The 18,362-nt window shown below is 63.6% G+C and carries 14 protein-coding genes; 9 read left to right on the top strand and 5 right to left on the bottom strand.

Annotated features, from left to right (window positions below):
• The first annotated feature begins 345 nt into the window (after positions 1-345).
• A complete protein-coding gene (locus GFD25_RS06070) occupies positions 346-1,299 on the top strand; it encodes a carbohydrate ABC transporter permease (RefSeq protein WP_204314794.1) in 954 nt (317 codons plus the stop codon).
• Between the two features lie 46 nt (positions 1,300-1,345).
• The gene (locus tag GFD25_RS06065) at positions 1,346-2,338 is read left to right on the top strand and encodes a carbohydrate ABC transporter permease (protein ID WP_163230947.1); all 993 of its coding nucleotides are present in this window, start codon (positions 1,346-1,348) and stop codon (positions 2,336-2,338) included.
• 156 nt (positions 2,339-2,494) lie between these two features.
• On the opposite strand, the gene GFD25_RS06060 is transcribed toward GFD25_RS06065, so the two are convergent.
• Both GFD25_RS06060 and GFD25_RS06055 read right to left on the bottom strand, forming a co-directional pair.
• Complete coding sequence (locus GFD25_RS06060) at positions 2,495-3,478, bottom strand: family 43 glycosylhydrolase (RefSeq protein WP_163230945.1); 984 nt, start codon at positions 3,476-3,478, stop codon at positions 2,495-2,497.
• 260 nt (positions 3,479-3,738) lie between these two features.
• Positions 3,739-4,758, bottom strand: coding sequence for a LacI family DNA-binding transcriptional regulator (locus GFD25_RS06055; RefSeq protein ID WP_163230943.1), 1,020 nt, complete (start codon positions 4,756-4,758; stop codon positions 3,739-3,741).
• Positions 4,759-5,004: 246 nt separating this feature from the next.
• Between GFD25_RS06055 and GFD25_RS06050 the strand changes: the two genes are divergently transcribed.
• The 5 genes from GFD25_RS06050 (at position 5,005) to GFD25_RS06025 (ending at position 13,300) form a co-directional block, all read left to right on the top strand.
• The gene (locus tag GFD25_RS06050; protein WP_163230941.1) at positions 5,005-6,360 is read left to right on the top strand and encodes an ABC transporter substrate-binding protein; all 1,356 of its coding nucleotides are present in this window, start codon (positions 5,005-5,007) and stop codon (positions 6,358-6,360) included.
• Positions 6,361-6,433: 73 nt separating this feature from the next.
• On the top strand, positions 6,434-7,780 hold the full coding sequence (locus GFD25_RS06045) for an ABC transporter substrate-binding protein (RefSeq protein ID WP_163230939.1): 1,347 nt from the start codon (positions 6,434-6,436) through the stop codon (positions 7,778-7,780).
• Positions 7,781-7,925: 145 nt separating this feature from the next.
• Entirely contained in the window at positions 7,926-9,599 is a 1,674-nt protein-coding gene (locus tag GFD25_RS06040; RefSeq protein WP_163230937.1) for a SpaA isopeptide-forming pilin-related protein, read from the top strand.
• Positions 9,600-9,748: 149 nt separating this feature from the next.
• Positions 9,749-10,714, top strand: a complete 966-nt coding sequence (locus tag GFD25_RS06035; protein ID WP_239512431.1) for a class C sortase — start codon at positions 9,749-9,751, stop codon at positions 10,712-10,714.
• Between the two features lie 219 nt (positions 10,715-10,933).
• Positions 10,934-13,300 (top strand): pectinesterase family protein, encoded by a 2,367-nt coding sequence (locus GFD25_RS06025; RefSeq protein WP_239512430.1) that lies wholly within the window; start codon positions 10,934-10,936, stop codon positions 13,298-13,300.
• Between the two features lie 303 nt (positions 13,301-13,603).
• On the opposite strand, the gene gdhA is transcribed toward GFD25_RS06025, so the two are convergent.
• Complete coding sequence (gene gdhA, locus GFD25_RS06020) at positions 13,604-14,950, bottom strand: NADP-specific glutamate dehydrogenase (protein ID WP_163230931.1); 1,347 nt, start codon at positions 14,948-14,950, stop codon at positions 13,604-13,606.
• Between the two features lie 331 nt (positions 14,951-15,281).
• Here gdhA and GFD25_RS06015 point away from each other — a divergent pair, with 331 nt between their 5' ends.
• Entirely contained in the window at positions 15,282-15,581 is a 300-nt protein-coding gene (locus tag GFD25_RS06015) for a hypothetical protein (RefSeq protein WP_163230929.1), read from the top strand.
• A gap of 174 nt (positions 15,582-15,755) precedes the next feature.
• The gene (gene mscL / locus GFD25_RS06010) at positions 15,756-16,202 is read left to right on the top strand and encodes a large conductance mechanosensitive channel protein MscL (RefSeq protein ID WP_163230927.1); all 447 of its coding nucleotides are present in this window, start codon (positions 15,756-15,758) and stop codon (positions 16,200-16,202) included.
• A 103-nt stretch (positions 16,203-16,305) separates the two neighbouring features.
• On the opposite strand, the gene GFD25_RS06005 is transcribed toward mscL, so the two are convergent.
• A complete protein-coding gene (locus GFD25_RS06005) occupies positions 16,306-17,259 on the bottom strand; it encodes an aldo/keto reductase (protein WP_163230925.1) in 954 nt (317 codons plus the stop codon).
• 72 nt (positions 17,260-17,331) lie between these two features.
• Entirely contained in the window at positions 17,332-18,198 is an 867-nt protein-coding gene (locus GFD25_RS06000) for a YoaK family protein (protein ID WP_163230923.1), read from the bottom strand.
• Positions 18,199-18,362: the final 164 nt, after the last annotated feature.

The following is an 18,362-nucleotide window of genomic DNA, read 5'->3' as shown; positions in this document are numbered from 1 at the left end:
CTCCCTCGTGATGTCATACCTCGGCGTACACATACCACCATCATGTCACCAAAGCACCATAGAGTAAACACACCCTAGTCTCGGCGGATGGTTGGCATATGTTTCAGTGGATGGTTGGCGTATGTCTCGGGGCATGGTTGTCGGCGTGCGCGGTGTGTAACGGTGCGTTTATGGTGTTTTCTGAGTGAAAAGTGTTCCCTTTTGTCACATAGCGCGCCGATTTAATTTTGTAACCGGTCACACGATGGTGTATAGTACTTCATGTGACCGGTTACAACAACACTGTGGCAAATGTGACCGGCAGAGAACAGCGATAGAGCTCTTTCGAAGGAGAGGAGTCGGATGATGGCTTCAGCTCAGGCGCAAGCCGGTGCCGTTCGCGCGACGCACGTGACTGCGGCGGCGCACACGTCTACGGCACGGATCAACAAGCATAAGGCGGACTGGCGTGGATGGAAATTCATGTGGCCGTTCGCCGCGGTGTTCGTCTTCGTGTTCATCGTGCCGATCGTGTACGCGATCTACATCAGTTTCTTCCAGAAGAAGATGATCGGCGGCACCGTGTTCGTGGGCGTGGCGAACTATGCGCGGCTCTTCCATGACGCGAACTTCTGGCAGTCGGTCGGCCGCGTGGCCCTGTTCACGGTCGTGCAGGTGCCGATCATGCTGTTCCTGTCGGCCGCGATGGCCCTCGCGATCGACAGCATGAAGCTGCACGGCACGAAGTTCTTCCGCATCTCCACGTTCCTGCCGTACGCGGTGCCCGCTGTCGTGTCGACCATGATCTGGGGCTTCGTCTACGGCGCGAAATACGGCCTGGTCGGCTCGTTCAACGACTTCTTCGGCACGAACGTCGACGTGCTCAAGCCGAGCGTGCTGCTGGCCGCGATCGGCAACATCAACACGTGGGAGTTCACCGGCTACAACATGCTGATCTTCTACAGCTCGTTGTCCACGATCCCGCATTCGCTGTACGAGGCGGCCAGCATCGACGGCGCGAGCGAATGGCAGATCGTCAAGTCGATCAAGCTGCCCGAGCTGCGCGGAAGCCTCGCGATCACGGTGATCTTCTCGATCATCGGCTCGTTCCAGCTGTTCAACGAGCCGAGCATTCTGCAGAACATGGTCCCCGGCAACGCGATCACGACGTACTACACGCCGAACATGTACGCGTACAACCTGAGCTTCGCCGGCAACCAGTCGAACTACGCGGCCGCGTTGGCGATCACGATGGCCGTGATCACGATGGCGATCGCGTACGCGGTGCAGCTGCGGAGCATGAAGGAGCAGATGAAGTGATGATGTCGACGATGACGGCGATGAAGATTACGTTGAAGGAGCGTGGATGATGAGCGGTGCGACCATGACGGCGCAGTCGTTGCGCGAGCAGGAGAGGGCGGCCCGGCGTGCCGAGCGCGAGCGTCAGAAGCGCGTCGCGCGCGACGAGGCGGCCGAACGCAAGAGGAGCGAGAAGTCCGGGTTCGCGAACGTGAACAACCCGCGTCGTTCCGTGACGCTGACGGTGATCTGCGCGGTGTTCGCGATCTACTGCCTGTTCCCGTTCGTCTACCTGGTGATCAACGCGACGAAGACGCAGGCCGACTTCACCTCGACGTTCGGCCTCGGCTTCGGCAAGACGTTCGCGCTGTGGGACAACATCGTGACCGTGTTCACGTATAACGGCGGGATCTTCGGCCGTTGGCTGGTCAACACGCTGTTGTACGTGGTGGTCGGCGCGGGCGGCGCGACGCTGCTGGCGATCATGGGCGGCTACGCGCTGGCGAAGTTCCGTTTCCCGGGCCGCAAGGCCGTGTTCGCGGTGATCATCGGCGCGATCAGCGTGCCGGGCATCGCGCTGGCAGTGCCGCAGTTCCTGCTGTTCGCCAAGCTGAACCTGACGAACACGCCGTGGGCCATGATCATCCCGAGCCTGATTTCTCCGTTCGGCCTGTATCTGATGTGGATCTTCTCCGAGCAGGCGGTACCGACCGAACTGCTTGAGGCGGCGCGCGTGGACGGCGCGAGCGAGTTTCGCACGTTCTGGACGATCAGCCTGCCGTTGCTGGCTCCTGGCATCGTCACGACCGCGCTGTTCACGATCGTGGCGACGTGGAACAACTACTTCCTGCCGTTGATCATGCTCAAGGAAGACAGCTGGTACCCGCTGACGATCGGTCTGAACCAGTGGAAGGACCAGGCGTCCACCGCGGGCGGCACGGCGATCCAGAACCTGGTGATCACGGGTTCGCTGATCACGATCATCCCGCTGGTCATCGCGTTCCTGTGCCTGCAGAAGTACTGGCAGTCCGGCCTCGCCGCCGGCGCCGTCAAGGAATAGTCCGGGAACGGCCGTAACTCAACATGAGGTCTCCGATACCGTTGAGTTACGGCCGTTTTTTGCGTCCGAAACGGCCGTAACTCAACAACTATGGTGAAGCCCGCGATCCCAGACGAGATCGCGGGCTTCACCATGACCGGCGGAATGCGTCCGGCGCTAGTCGTCCATGTCCTGTGCGCAGATGTAGGCGTTCGGATCGGTGATCGGCTCATGGTCGTCGGGAACCTCGCGATGCGTGGATCCCTCATAGGAGTTGTTCCAGACCATGCTCGCCGTGCCGTCCGCGATGCTGATCGGCAGCTGCACGATCGGCGAATTGCCCAGATCGTTCTTGTACCAGCGGTCGCCGATGAACAGGAACCGGTCGCTGTGGTACGGGTCGTCGTCGAGCGGGATCACGATGTCCACCTGCGAATCGAACGTCTGCGTGCCCAGCGGCGCGAACGCGCGCCACTCGCTCCACGGGCCGTGAAGGTCGGTGGCCGTGGAGTACATGTTGTCGTTGGTGAACCAGCCGGTCAGCTTGGATCCGAACCAGTAGTACAGGCCGTCCTTCTTGACGATGGTCGGCGATTCCAATCCGTACGGGTAGTCGTTGGCGCGCTCGCAGGCGACGTCTTCGACGATGGTCAGATAGTCGTCGGACAGACGGTAGATATGCGTGCCGTGGTCGCGGTCCTCGCTCATGATGTAGCCGCTGCCGTCCTCGTCCTGGAACACGCCGATGTCACGGCTGAGATAGCCGCGCCAGGTGATGGTGGTCTGGAACGCGAACGGTCCGAGCGGATTGTCGGCCACCGCGACTCCGATGTGCGCATACATGTAGTCCGGCGTTTCGGCGTGGATGTACATGACGTACTTGCCGGTCGTCGGGCAGCGCAGCACCTTCGGCCGCTCTCCGATGCGGTCGGCGGCCAGGGCCGAACCGTCTTCCTGCACGTCGAGCACGATGCCGTGGCTCATCCAGGTGACGAAATCTTGGGTGGTGTAGCAGCACACGCCTTGGAACAGGTTGCCGTTCGCCTTGTTTTCGCCGTATGCGCACCATGTGTCGCCGAAGCGTTGCACGCCGATGCCGTGGAGCTGGGCGACGTTGCCGGCTGTGTCGGTCGGCAGGAATGAGCCGAATCTGGTTGACATGAGATGTCCTTCCCTATGGATCGTGGGTTGACGTGCCGGCCGCTCATCATTGTATGTGACCGGTTACAATTTGAGTATAACGATATTGTGTGACCGGTTACGATTTGCGGGTGCGTGTCGGGAGGGTGCCGCATGATTACGAAGGATGACGTACTGAGACAGCCCCGCGCGAGTGGTCCGGCGTGATGTGTGACAATGTCGCGCCGAACTACGCGCGCAAGGCCGCGCCGATCCTGACGAAAAAACGAGGGAACGGAAGATTACGCCGACTGCCGCTCGACGATCGTGGTGGGCAGCAGCTGCACGTAATGCCGTTCGACCGCCTCGCCGTGCATGATGTTCAGCAGCAGTTTCGCCACGGTCTCTCCGTGCAGATAGGAATCCTGGCGCACGGTGGTGAGCTTCGGATTGGCCATCTGCGCGAGCGGCGAATCATCGAATCCGGTGACGGCGATGTCATCCGGCACGCGGTAGCCGAAACGGTCGAGCTGGTTGATCACGCCGATGGCGATGCTGTCGTTCGCGCACACGATGCCGTCGATCTGATCGAGGATTGGCTGGAACGTGACGGCCGCCATCTCGCCGCTGCCGATCTCCCAGTCGTCGGCGTAGTACACGCGCGAGTCGTCGTAGAACTTGCCCATGGCCTCGCGGAAGCCGTTCAGTCGGTTGATGGCGGACGTGGAGAATCCCGGGCCGCACACGTAGGCGAGGCGGGAGCGGCCCTTGTTGAGCAGGAACCGCGTGATGTCGCGCTGTCCTTCCGCGTTGTTGAAGTCGACCGCCGGGTAGGGCAGGTCGCCGCGGTTGCTGGCCTCGGAGCGCACGACCGGTCGTTTGATGTCCCGGCAGGCCAGGGCCAGCGAGTCGTCCTCGCTCAGCGAGAACAGCAGGTAGCCGTCGGCGAAGTCGCTCTTGATGAGTTTGGTGATGCGCTGGATGGCCTCGTCGGAGTTGGCGATGACGGTGAGCATCTGGTATCCGCCGTCGCCCAGCGTCTGGTTCGCGGCGGCCATGGCCTCGGCGACGCTGGCCTGCATGATCGTGGCGGCGGATTCGACCTGAAGCAGCAGGCAGACGGTCTGGGTGCGCTGCTGTGCGAGCGACCGTGCGGCGTTGTTCGGCACGTACTGCAAGGTTTCGATGGCGTTGCCGATGCGTTCCGCCGCCTCCTTGGAGACGTGGTCGTTGCCGTTGAGGTAGCGGGATACCGTGCCGTAGGACACCTCCGCGTAGCGCGCTACGTCTCGGATGGTCACTTTCTTATGCGCCGTGGTCATGAACACCATGGTATTCGGTTCTGACATCTCCCCGCTCCCTTGTGTTTCCCTCAGTCTCGTTCGCTGTCGTTCCGGCTTGTGGATTGTGCGGTCGTGCGTATGTTCCGCGCGACTTGCCGGGCCGTGATCCCGATGATCGGCGACACACGATTTGTAACCGGTCACATAACAGTGTATAGTACTTTCATGTAACCGGTCACACAGTGTGTTGTGTGATGCAAACCTCGAAGAGGAGAGGCGGATAGCATGAATAGCTCAATGAACAAGATGATCGCCGTTGCGGGCGCCGCGGCCATGCTGGTCAGCGTCGCGGCATGCGGCGGCACCTCCACCAACAACGCGCAGCAGAGCGGCGGCGACAGCTCCACCGGCGGCGCCACCGAAATCACCGTGTGGGCGTGGGAGACGACCCTGACCCAGGTGGTCAAGGACTTCGAGAAGGCCAACCCCGACATCAAGGTCAAGCTCGTCAACTCCGGTCAGGGCAACAAGACCTACACCTCACTGACCAACGCGCTCAACGCCGGCAACGGTGCACCGGACGTGGCCCAGATCGAATACTACGCGCTGCCGAACTATGCGATCGACGGCGCCCTGCAGGACATCACCGACAAGACCTCCGGCTACGACAGCTTCTACACGCCGGGCACCTGGTCCTCCGTGCAGTGGGGCGGCAAGGTCTACGCGCTGCCGATGGACTCCGGCCCGATGGCCTTCTTCTACAACAAGGAGATCTTCGACAAGGCCGGCATCACCGAGGCCCCGAAGACGTGGGACGAGTTCTATCAGGACGCCAAGAAGATCCACGCGCTGGGCGACGACTACTACATCACGTCCGACACCGGTGACGCCGGCTTCTACGATTCGATGACCTGGCTGGCCGGCGCGAAGCCGTTCGAGACCTCCTCGGACGGCAAGACCGTCACCATCAACCTTACCGGCGACGAGAAGGTCAAGGAATTCAACGACTTCTGGCAGAAGCTGCTCGACGAGGGTCTGCTGGACACCAAGACCGCAGGCTGGTCCGAGGACTGGTTCAAGGGCATGGCCGACGGCACGATCGCCTCGCTGATCACCGGCGCCTGGATGCCGGCCAACCTCGCCAACTCCGCCCCCGGCGGCGCCGGCAAGTGGCGCGTCGCCCCGACCCCGACCGCGGACGGCTCGGCCACCAACTCCGAGAACGGCGGCTCCTCGCTCGCCATCCTCGCCTCCTCCAAGAAGCAGGAAGCGGCCCTCAAGTTCATCGAATACGCGAACCACGGCGACGGCGTGGCAACTCGCGTGGCCGGCGGCGCGTTCCCGGCCGACACCGAGTCGCTCAAGTCCGACAGCTTCATCAACGCGACCACCGTGAAGAACTCCGACGGCGAGGACGTCGACTACTTCGGCGGCCAGAAGTACAACGAGGTCCTCGCGCAGGCGGCCGAGAACGTGTCCACCGACTACCAGTTCCTGCCGTTCGAGGTCTACGCCCGCGGCAAGTTCGGTGACTTCGTCGGCAAGTCGTACACCGGCGACCAGAAGCTGTCCGACGGCGTGGCCGCATGGCAGAAGGACCTGAAGTCCTACGCCGAAGGCCAGGGATTCTCGGTCAAGTGACGGTCGGTGCAACCGACAACCTACATAACCAACGCAATCAACGGAACGTCAGTCAACATCAAAGGAGAATATGATGTCGTTTTCGATCAAGAAGTCCGTGGCGGTGCTTGGCGCCGCGGCCATGATGGTATCCGTGGCGGCCTGCGGGTCCGGTGATACAGGGGCGAAGTCCGATAACTCGGGCACCTCCGCCGACGGCAAGTCCACCATCACCGTGTGGAGCTGGGACACCACCATCGAGGACGCGGCCAAGAAGTACATGGAGGAGAATCCGAACGTCACCATCAAGGTCTTGAACGTCGGCACCTCCGCCCAGACCCAGGTCTCGCTGAACAACGCGATCGCCGCCGGCAAGGGCGCTCCGGACATTTCCCTGATGGAATACCACTCCATCGCCCAGTTCGCGCTGTCCGACGCGCTTGAGGACCTCACCGACAAGACTTCCGGCTTCGACGCCGACTATCCTGCCGGCATCTGGAAGGGCGTGCAGGTCAACGGCAAGGTCTACGGCCTGCCGGTCGATTCCGGCCCGAACGCGCTGTTCTACAACAAGGCCGTCTTCGACAAGGCCGGCATCACCGAGGCCCCGAAGACGTGGGAGGAGTACTACCAGGACGCCAAGAAGATCCGCGCCCTCGGCGACGACTACTACATCACCTCCGACGCCGGCGACAACAACCAGTCCACCGTGTTCATGTCGCTTATCGCGCAGGCCGGCGGCGCCCCGTTCAAGGTCGACGGCGACAAGGTCTCCATCGACCTCGTCAACGACGAAGGCACCAAGAAGGCCGTCGAATACTGGCAGCGCATGATCGACGAGGACCTCATCAACACCAAGGTCACCAGCTGGTCCGACGAATGGAACAAGGGCCTCGGCGACGGCACCATCGCCTCGCTCGTCACCGGCGCGTGGATGCCGGGCAACCTGCTCTCCGGCGCCGCCCAGGCCTCCGGCAACTTCCGTGTGGCCACCGTGCCGCAGTGGAATGAAGGCGAGAACGTCAACTCCTTCAACGGCGGCTCCTCGCTGACCCTCATCAAGGGCACCAAGAACGCCGACGCCGCCTTCAAGTTCATGGAGTACGTCTGCCACAGCAAGGAAGGCATCAAGAACCGCGTCTCCTCCGGCGCCTTCCCGGCAGATTCCGAGTCCTTCAAGTCCGACTACTACCTCAACGGCACCGACGACCTGAACAAGTACTTCGGCGGCCAGAAGTACACCGAGGTGCTCGCCCAGGCGGCCGAGCAGGAAGTCGGCGACTTCGAGTTCCTGCCCTTCTGGAGCCAGGTGCAGAACACCTTCGGCGACTACGCCGGCAAGGCGTACCGCAAGGAGGAGAAGCTCTCCAAGTCCATGGAGGACTTCCAGAAGTCCCTCATCGACTACGCCGAGGGTCAGGGCTTCACGGTCGAGAAGTAACGTCATCCGCTGAACCGTTCTCAAAGGCCGGAGCATTCCACTTCGGGATGCCCCGGCCTTTGCCATACCACATACATCGCCTCTGCCTGTCCGGAAAGGCCTTGAACACCGTGGCGTACGCCACAACCAAGGAAAGGAACAATCAATGAAGATCAGGAAGATCGTCGCCGGACTTGCGGCCTCGGCGACGCTGCTGGGCGGACTGGCCGTCGGCGCGGTATCCGCGCAGGCAGCCGAAACCGATCCGGCCATCACCATCAACAACACGCAGACGGGTCACACGTACACCGCGTACCTGTTCGCTACGCTCGACAACCCGCAGGTCACGGACGGCGCGCTCACGTCCATCGACGTCAACACCGCGAAAGGCTGGCGTTCGGGCCTGATCGTCGGCGGATACGACGACACGGTCCGCGAGGCCGCGCAGACCGCGAACGGCGGCGCGCTGTCCGACCAGTACGCCAACAATCCCGCCGCCGCGGTCGCCACGTTCGACCAGACCAAGCTGCGCACGTTCGCGGACGAGCTCAGCAAGTCCCTGGCCGGCCACTATGACGGCCAGCCGTCGGTCGAAGGCAACGGTTCGACCGTGCAGCTCACCGTGGCGCAGGGCTGGTACCTGATCACCGACACCACCGGCTCGCAGTCGACCGTGACCGCCGGCACGTCGGCGATCGTCGCCACGCCGGTCACCGCCGATGGCACCACGTTCACGACGATCCCGGTCACGACGACCGACGGCACGCAGACCGGTATCGACGCCAGCGGCACGGTCAACTCCAAGCAGCAGGTCACCCTCAACAAGCCGGTCACCACGTCCAGCCGCGACGCCGCGCCCACGGTGTCGTACGGAAGCTCCCCGACCTACACGACCACCGAGCAGCTGGACGGACTCACCGGCGACGTGTACCTGAAGATCGTCACCTCCGCCGGCGTAAAGGTGCCGAACGGCGAAATCGGCTACCGCGTATTCAACGACGCCAACGGCAACGGCAAATACGACAGCGGCGAAACGACGCTGGCGCGCAGCTCGGACTACGTCCTCGCCTCGCAGACCGGCGACTACAAGTCCGGCATCACGACGGTCATCAAACTGATCGGACTCGACGGCAGCATCGCCAACCTCGGCGTCACCTACTCCGCGAACGTCGGCGCCGACATCGACTCCAACGTGTTCCCCTCCACGTTCACCAACACCCCGTCCGTGAGCCTCGACCAGGCCACGTGGGTCGAAGGCGAGGCGAACACGCTGCGCACCGCCGCCATCACCTTCCAGAAGGTCGGCGTGGACGCCGATGCGGACGGCCTGAACGGCGCCGCGTTCGCGATCCGCAAGGCCGGCGACGACGGATGCGTGACCGGCAACGGCGTCAAGCAGTGCTACCTCAAGTTCGGCAAGGTCGACAGCTGGAACCCGGCCGGCTGGTCGTTCGCCACGAACGCGACCGACTACACCGTGACCTCCGCGACCGTGGACGGCAAGAACGGCGTGGTGACGTTCAACGGCCTCGGCGCGGGCACCTACACCATCGAAGAGGTCACCCCGGCCGACGGCTACTCCAACCAGTTCAAGCCGAAGTTCGACGTGACGATCGCCGCCGACGGCACGGTCACGTTCGCCTCGACCGCCGACAGCCTCGGCCTGGTCGCCGCGAACGACGACAACACCGCCGTGACCGTGAAGAACGTCAAGGCGATCTCGCAGCTGCCGCTCACCGGTTCCATCGGCGGGGCCGTGCTGAGCGTGATCGGCGTGCTGGCGCTCGCCGGCATCGTCGTGCTTCGCGTGCGTTCCCGCAAGGACGCCTACGTGCGGTGATCCGCGCCGATAGGTAGCCGATAGAGCAATAGCGTTGTCCTGCCTTCCTTCGGGAGACCGGACAACGCTCTTGTCGTTTTTACCGCTGGCGTTGCGACCGCGCCGCAACGTGACATCGCATCGCACGAACGTATGAAAGGATGTCCGCGATGGCCTTCGATGACATCATCGATGCTGACGGCATGGCCGCGCGCCTCCGCCAACGTCGTCGCCGTGCGTTGGCCGTACGGGTCGCCACGATCATCCTCGCCGTCATCGCGGCGTTCTCCCTCGGATTCCCGATACTCGCCCAGTACCGCACGGCCCGGGATTTGGCGACGGTGGCGGAAAACAGCGAGGACGTCGTGGCCGGGTGGCCCGCGGGACGGGTCGACCGTGCGCTCGCCGCGGCGCGCGACTACAACCGTCGTCTTGCCAAGGCTCCGCAATCGCTGCTGGAAACCGCGGTGGCGGACGGGTCCGTGAACGGTACCGCCGCAGTCGCATTGGCGTCCGGCGATTCCGCATCGTCGTCATCCAACGACGAATACGACGGGTTGCTGAATACGGGCAACGGCGTGATGGGCACCATTCGCATCCCGAAAATCTCCGTCGACCTGCCGATCTACCACGGCACGTCGGCCACCGCGCTGACCTCCGGGATAGGGCATCTGCAAGGCTCGTCGCTGCCGGTCGGGGGTGCCTCCACGCATGCCGTATTGACCGGGCACCGCGGGCTCATCAAGGCCGCCATGTTCACCCGGCTGGACGAAATGCGCGAGGGGGACGAGTTCTTCATCGACGTATTGGGCAAGACGTTGCGGTATCGGGTCGACCGCATCGCCGTGATCGATCCGGACGATACCACGCAGCTTGCCGTCACGCCGGGCGAGGACCGCGTCACGCTGATGACCTGCACCCCGTACGGCGTCAACACGCACCGGCTGCTGGTATCCGGCATACGGGAGGATGACGGCGGATCCGTTGCCGCCGCTTCCTCATCCGACGTCAGGTCGTATGTGTTCGCCGTCGTCGCGGCCGTGACCGTTGCGGGCGGCCTGCTGATCCATGTCGTGCGATCGATGAAGGCGTCACGCTCGACGTATCTTCCGCCGATCCGCCATGCGGCTGCATGAACGAGCGTCGTGCTTTTCGAAACAGGGGCCAGTTAGGGGCAATGCGACGGGGCATTGCGTCGCGGGATGAGAGTGTCTAGGTTCGTGGGCTGGGGAAAGTATGCCCGCTGCGGGCTCGAACGGGGCGTCATATCACTGCCTGTCGGGGCCGCAAGCTGTTCACATATAACCGTCATGCCCGCATACCTACGACATGGCATACACGCGAAGGAAAAGACCATGGGCAAGCATGCCATCACCAGCGCGGTACTGGCCGCCGGACTCCTGTTCGGCACCGTCGGCATCGCGTCGGCCACCGAACCGGCCGCTCCGGCCACGGCTGAGCAATCCGTGACGCAGTCAACGAACGAGACGACCGCGAACGCAACGACCACGACGGCCGATCAGTCCGCCACGACGAAGGACGCCGCGTCCAGCCGCACCTGGACTCTCGACCCGAGCACCAATGCCGACCTCGCCGCGCTCGGCACCGTGCAGAATACGAAGGCCGAATTCCAGGATCTGACCATCGACGCCACCGCTACCGGCGCCAAGTTCGCCCCGCGCACCAACGACGTGCAGATCAACCCCGGCACCGTCATCACCGTGCCGGTCCCGGTCAGCGCCGACGGCACCACGATCACGTTGAGCCTGTCCGGCGGCACCGCGTCCATCAGCGCGTCCGCAGGCACGGTCGACGGCAACGTCGTCACCCTGCCCGCCACCGAAGCTGACGGTACCGTCGACATCACCGTCACCGCGACCACCTACGTCAACGGCCTCACCGTCGCCGCGAACCAGCCCGAAGTCGTGTTCCCGGGCACGCCGACCGACGTCGCCGCGGCCGACAAGACCTGGGACTTCACCGAAAACGGCAAGGACCGCCCCAGCCTGCAGGGCAACACCGGCACGTATGACGGCATCGCCATCGACGCCCGCGCGGCCGGCGCCAAGTTCGCCCCGCGTACCGCGGCCACCGGCGGCAGCGACACCCAGGTGAACTCCGGCACCATCCTGTACGTCCCGGTTGCCAAGGCCGAAGGCGGCGCGACGATCACCGTGCAGGGCCAGGCCTACGGCGCCACGCTCAGCCTCGACGGCAACGCCATCTCCACGGGCACCGGCACCGTCGTCGCCACCGATTCCGTGAGGTACGTGCCGATCGCCGTCGCCGGCACCGGCAGCCTGTACCTGACCGGCATCGTCATCGACTACGCCAGCGACCGCCCGGCCGCCACCAGCCACGTCGTCACCGTCGGTCCGAACGAACAGTATCCGACCATCCAGGCCGCGCTCGACGCGAACGATTCGTCCGAAACGAACCGTCTCGTGCTCAAGATCGCCCCCGGCGACTATCGCGAGAAGGTTACCGTCACCAAGCCGGGCGTCACCTTCGCCAACGCCGACGTCACAGCGAAGCGCGCCGTCACGATCCGCGCGTCGTACTACTCCTCCAACACGTTCGACGCGAACGGCGTCTTCGTGCCGCAGGACGACCACGATCTCGGCACCGACAAGTGCGCGACCGTGACGATCGCCGCCGGTGCGACCGGCTTCGCTGCCTACGGCATCACGTTCCAGAACGACTACAACGTCACCGACCACACCGCCGCCGGCGAGCAGACCCCGGCCGTCGCGCTCAACACCAAGGCCGACAAGGTGTACCTCAAGAACAGCCGCGTCATCGGCCGTCAGGACACGCTGTACGTGCAGGGAACCGGCAACCGCGTGTACGTGGACGGCGGCTACGTCGAGGGCACCGTCGACTTCGTGTTCGGCGACGCGAACGCGTACTTCACCGGCACGCAGCTGCACATGGCCGCGTTCCCCGGCAAGAACAACGGCTATTTCACCGCGGCGAACACCGGCAAGGCCGGCGTCGGACTCGTGTTCGACCGCTGCGACCTGACCGTGTCGCCCGAATACGGCGGCAAGGCGCACGCCTCGCTCGGCCGCCCGTGGCAGACGGTCATCGCCACCACCACCCACCGCAACGCCGACGGCAGCAGCTACCTCGAGTCGTGGGACGCTTCGACCAAGGACCCGAAGTACGCCGACGTCTCCTCCGCGGTGACCTACCTCGACAGCACCATGCCCGACCAGGTGCCCGCGACCCGCTGGAACGTGTGGACCGGCAAGGACAAGAACGGCAAGTCCGTCGACGTGACGTACCACGCCGACGTGCGGTTCCGTGAGATCGCCAGCCACGCGGCCGACGGCACGTTGTTGGACCCGGCCGACTACAAGAACATCGTGCTCGGCACGATGGAGAACCCGTCCGCCGACGAGGTCGCCGCCGTGCGCGCGCAGCTCATCGCCAAGCTCGGCTTCGGCGACGGCGCCGGCCTGTGGACCGTGCCGGACGGCTCCTGGCCGTTCGCGTACGACGCGAACTACACCAAGCCGGGCGAGCCGGTTCCTGGCACGCCGACCACGCCGGGTGCCGGTCAGGGTACCGGCCAGGACTCGGCTGACGCGAACGGTGCGAACAAGGCCGATACGCTGCCGTCCACCGGTTCCGCGGTGCTGGGCGTCGTGATCGCCGTCGTCGTGCTGGCGGTCGCCGGCATCGCGCTGGTCCTGTTCCGTCGCTCCCGCCGCCGGTAGCGGCCGGGGCTGGTCCCCTTTCCCACTGTTCCGGGGGTTCTGATGTGATGAGTTCCCGTTGAGTTACGGTCGTTTCAAACCGCGAAATCGACCGTAAGTCAACGGGAACTCGTCGTATCTGGTGACTTACGGTCTTTTTGGGCATGTGAAACGGCCGTGAGCGAGTCAGGACGGGGTGATGCGGACTCAACTACGGCCGTTTCGGGCATGAAAAACGGCCGTAATCGGGTCCGAACGGTGCGACGTGGACTCGGTTACGGCCATTTGATTGCGTCGTCTGAGATGACGGCTTACGGCACTGGCTTACAGCACGCCCTGCGCGACCATCGCGTTGGCGACCTTGACGAAGCCGGCCGCGTTCGCACCCAGCATCAGATCGCCCTCGTGGCCGTACTCCTTGGCGGCGGCCAGCGACTCGGCCACGATGGTCTCCATGATGTTCTTGAGCTTGGCGTCGACCTCTTCGAAGGTCCAGCTCAGACGGTAGCTGTTCTGGCTCATCTCAAGGCCGGAAACGGCCACACCGCCCGCGTTCGCGGCCTTGGCCGGGCCGTACAGCAGGCCGTTCTCCTGGTACACGGCGATGGCCTCCGGGGTGGACGGCATGTTCGCGCCCTCGCACACGACCTTGCAGCCGCCGGTCACGAGCGCCTTCGCGGACTCCTCGTTGATCTCGTTCTGCGTGGCGCACGGCAGCGCGATGTCACATGGCACGGTCCACACGCCGGAGCAGCCCTCGTGGTACTCGGCGGACGGCACGCGCTCGGCGTACTCCTTGATGCGGCCGCGCTCGACTTCCTTGATCTGCTTGACGACGGCGACGTCGATGCCGTTCGGATCGTAGACATAGCCGTTGGAATCGGACACGGTCACGACCTTCGCGCCCAGCTGTTCGGCCTTCTGCGCGGCGTAGATCGCCACGTTGCCGGAACCGGAGATCACGACGGTCTTGCCTTCGAACGAGTCGTTCTTCAGCACGCGCAGGGCCTCCTGCGTGTAGTAGCAGACGCCGTAGCCGGTCGCCTCGGTGCGGGCGAGCGAGCCGCCGAATTCGAGACCCTTGCCGGTCAGGACGCCGGAGTACTCGTCGCGGATGCGCTTGTACTGTCCGAACAGGTAGCCGATCTCACGGCCGCCCACGTTGATGTCGCCGGCCGGAACGTCGGTGAACTGGCCGATGTGACGGCATAGTTCGGTCATGAAGGCCTGACAGAAACGCATGACCTCGGCATCGGACTTGCCCTTCGGATCGAAGTCGGAGCCGCCCTTGCCGCCGCCCATCGGCAGCGTGGTCAGCGAGTTCTTGAGGATCTGCTCGAAGCCGAGGAACTTGATGACGCCCTCGTTGACGGTCGGGTGGAAGCGCAGGCCGCCCTTGTACGGGCCGATCGCGGAGTTGAACTGGATGCGGTAGCCGCGGTTGACCTGCACCTTGCCCTCGTCGTCGGTCCAGGCGACGCGGAACTTGACCACGCGCTCCGGTTCGACGATGCGCTCGAGCACGCCCGCCTTCTCATACTCGGGGTGCTTCTCGATCACGGGTTCGAGGGTTTCGAACACTTCGCGCACCGCCTGCAGGAACTCGGGCTGATCGCCGTCTCGTTTCTCGACCTGGGCATAGACGCGATTGATGTACTCGTTGGTGAACATGGATCTCCCTTGGTTCAGTCATCAGTAAGACGGCTTCATTGTAGGGTTCGAGGCCGGTGATGTACAGGGTTTTTCCAAGATTTGGCTCGCGTCTCACTCTGTCAACGTTGTCAGGGGGAAAATGGTGTGCGGTGCGATGTGCGTCATCGATGCCTCAATGCCCGGTTTGAAGCCGTTTCGTAGCATTTTACGAGTAAAATCACGGCAAAAATACATCCCGGGGGGGGGGCTTATCTTGTAGCGTATGCGTGAAGGTTAGCGTAACCTTGGCGTGCGAACGTTAAGCAAGTGGGCCACTCGCGGCGACGAGTGTGGATTGGAACGGGGAACGATGGCTATCAAAAAAGTGCTGTTCGATGACGGTCAGGTGACGTACCTCAACGGATTGCCGGCAGTGCGCTCGGCGACGGCGAATCGCATCGAATACGCGGAGGACTTCCAGCGAGAGTGCATGGAGCGGTATTCGCGCGGCGAATCCCCGGTGAAGATGTTCCGCGAGGCCGGTCTGGGACCGGAGATCATCGGATACAAGCGCATCGAACGATGCATTGCGCGGTGGAAGGTCACGTACGCGGACAGTTTCCCGTTCGCGTCACCGTCAGACGTTGTCGAGGCCGAGCGGGCGCAGTAGTCAAGTGACCGCTGCAGTCGAGTGGTTGCGGTGACCGCGGCAGTCAGATGACCGCGGTGACCGGCTGTCGGCCGGTGCGGTCTCCTTGCGTCATGCCTTGCGTGTGATGGTGCCGGTACAGGCGTACGATGGCAGCAGCGCGGCGATGCGCACGACGCAGGCAAGGAGATACGTATGATCGACGGATTCAAGAAATTCATTTCCCGCGGCAACATGATCGACATGGCCGTCGGCGTGGTCATGGGCAGTGCGGTGACCGCGGTGGTCAACGCGATCGTGAACAGCCTGATCAACCCGCTGATCGCCATGATCTTCGGCAAGCCGAACATGGACGGTCTGCTCGCCTTCACCTTCAACGGCGCCACCGTTTCGATCGGCGCGGTGCTGGGAGCGGTGCTCAACTTCTTCATCATCGCCGTGGCGGTGTATTTCTTCATCCTCGTGCCGATCAACAAGTTCCGCGACATGTCCGACGCGCTGCTCGTCAAGGCCAAGCTCAAGGAAGCCGAGGACAAGGCCGCGGCGGAGGCGGCTCAGTCCGATCCCGAGCCGACGCCCGAGGAGCAGACGGTCGCATTGCTCAAGGAGATCCGCGACGAGCTCGCCAAGCGCGGCGCGTGACGGCGCGGTACTGACCGACGACGAAACGGGGTGATGTTTCATGTGAAACATCACCCCGTATTCATAAGGCATGGCCGGTTGCTGTAGCTCCGTCGGCTGCCGATCAGACCAGCTTATTGCCGGCGGCCTGATACAGCGACCACCAGTCGCGGCGCTCCAGTTCCACGTCGGCGCCGGCGGCCATCTGACGTATGCGCTCGGGGCGCATCGAACCGATCAGCGGCTGGATGCCTGCCGGGTGACGCAGGATCCACGACACGGCGATGCCGTTCGGCGTCGAATCGTACTTGGCGGCCAGCCGGTCGAGTTCGGCGTTGAGTTCTGGGAAATGCTCGTTGCCGACGAACGGGCCGTATTCCGTGCCGGACTGGAACGGGCACCACGCCTGGATCGTCATGTGCTTGAGCCGCGAGTACGGCAGGATGCCGCCCGTGCGGTCCGCGCCTGGATCGTCGTCCACGTTGAAATGGATCTCCGCGTCGAGCATCTGCGTATGCATGAGTCCGAACTGCAGCTGGTTGATCTCCAGCTTCTGCTTCAGGCCGCTTTGCAGCAGTTCGATCTGCCACGGGCCCATGTTGCTCACGCCGAAGTGACGCACCTTGCCGCTCGCTTCCAGCTTGTCGAACGCCTCGGCGACCTCGTCCAGTTCGAACAGCGTATCGATGCGGTGCAGCAGCACGGCATCCACGTAATCGGTCTGCAGGGCCTCAAGTTCCGCGTCGAGAGCATCCAGCAGATGCCTGGCGGTGAAGTCGTAGCCATGCGCGCCGCCGTCATCGAAACGGTAGTCGATGCCGAACTTGGTCTGGATGAAGATCTTGTCGCGGTCAAGACCCGCGTCCTTCCACGCCTTGCCGAACCGGCGCGAGCTCGCATGCAGCGCGTGTGCATGGAAGCCGTAAATGTCGGCTGTGTCGAAATAGTCGATGCCGGATTCGGCCGCGGCCGCGATCGTGCGCGTCGCCGCATCCTGGTCAAGCGCGTCGATGCGCATGACGCCAAGCGCCACGCGTGACGCGATCATGCCGGACTGGCCTATTTCCTGGGTCTTCATATTCGCTCCTTTGCCGATATGGGTTGTACATATTGGGTTCACATGTTGTCGTCGTACTCAACGATACGACGATCAGCGTTCACCAGCGACCCATCGGGCGTCGGAGTGAATGTGCGGCAGCATCATCGCGATCACCAGCAGCAGGCATGCGATCATCACCATCAGAATCACGTCCTCGTAGCCGCGCGTCTGCAGCATCGCGCCGGTCAGCGCGCCGAGCGCCAGCGCGCACATCACCACGGCGCGACGGCCCAGCTTCGACTGTTCGTGGCCGTGCGCCGACGTGTCCGCCACAATGCCGGTCAGCGTCATCGTCAGCACGGTCGTCGGCAGGTCCGGAACGGACAGTTTGCGCGCGGTCGAATTCTGTATGCCCATGGCCGGTGCGAGCAGCACGATCAGCGTGATGATATGCAGATCGATATGGCTCGCCGTCGGAAAATTCAGGCTCGGCTGCGAGGCCTGTGCGCTCGCTGCCGCAGATGCGACTGCCGATGACGACGTTGCGGAAGCCGCCGTGCCTCCGCCGATCCCGCCGATCGTCGGTTCGGGCGAGAACCGGTTGAGCAGCCAGATACCAACCAGTGCGGCGATCACGAACGCCAGCTGCACGCATGTAGACACGAGCAGATGTTTGGCACGGTTCGCGCCGAAACGACGGATGATGCGCCCGCCGATCAGCGCGCCGACCATGAACGCGGCCAGCGTCAGCGCCGACGTCCACCATACGAAGCCCTGCGCGTGCGCGAACGCGAACCCGAGGAACACGATGTTGCCGGTAACGTTCGCCACGAACACGTGTCCGAGCGCCAGATAGCTCAGGGCATCCACCAGTCCGGCGACGAATGTGAGCACGACCAGCGCCGGATTGAGCAAACCGTACCGATCGTTCTTGCGTGGGATGATGGTGCGTCCTGCTTCGGCGAGGTGCGATGTCATACGGGCTGATTCCTTCTGATTGTGCTGTTCGTTGTTCTGCCGGCGAGAGCGTGCCGGTTTGCAGCCCGTCCATTGTGATTCGTCGCCCGGACGACGTGGAGTGCGGCGCCGCAACAAGGCGGCTCCCGCGCGCACAACCCAAAAAGCCCGGCGATTGGGCCGGG

Origin of the sequence: Bifidobacterium aerophilum (assembly GCF_010667685.1) — a bacterium.
In the GTDB taxonomy this organism is placed as follows: domain Bacteria; phylum Actinomycetota; class Actinomycetes; order Actinomycetales; family Bifidobacteriaceae; genus Bifidobacterium; species Bifidobacterium aerophilum.
Note: the sequence above shows the minus strand (reverse complement) of the source record. Positions and strands in the feature narration are given on the sequence as shown.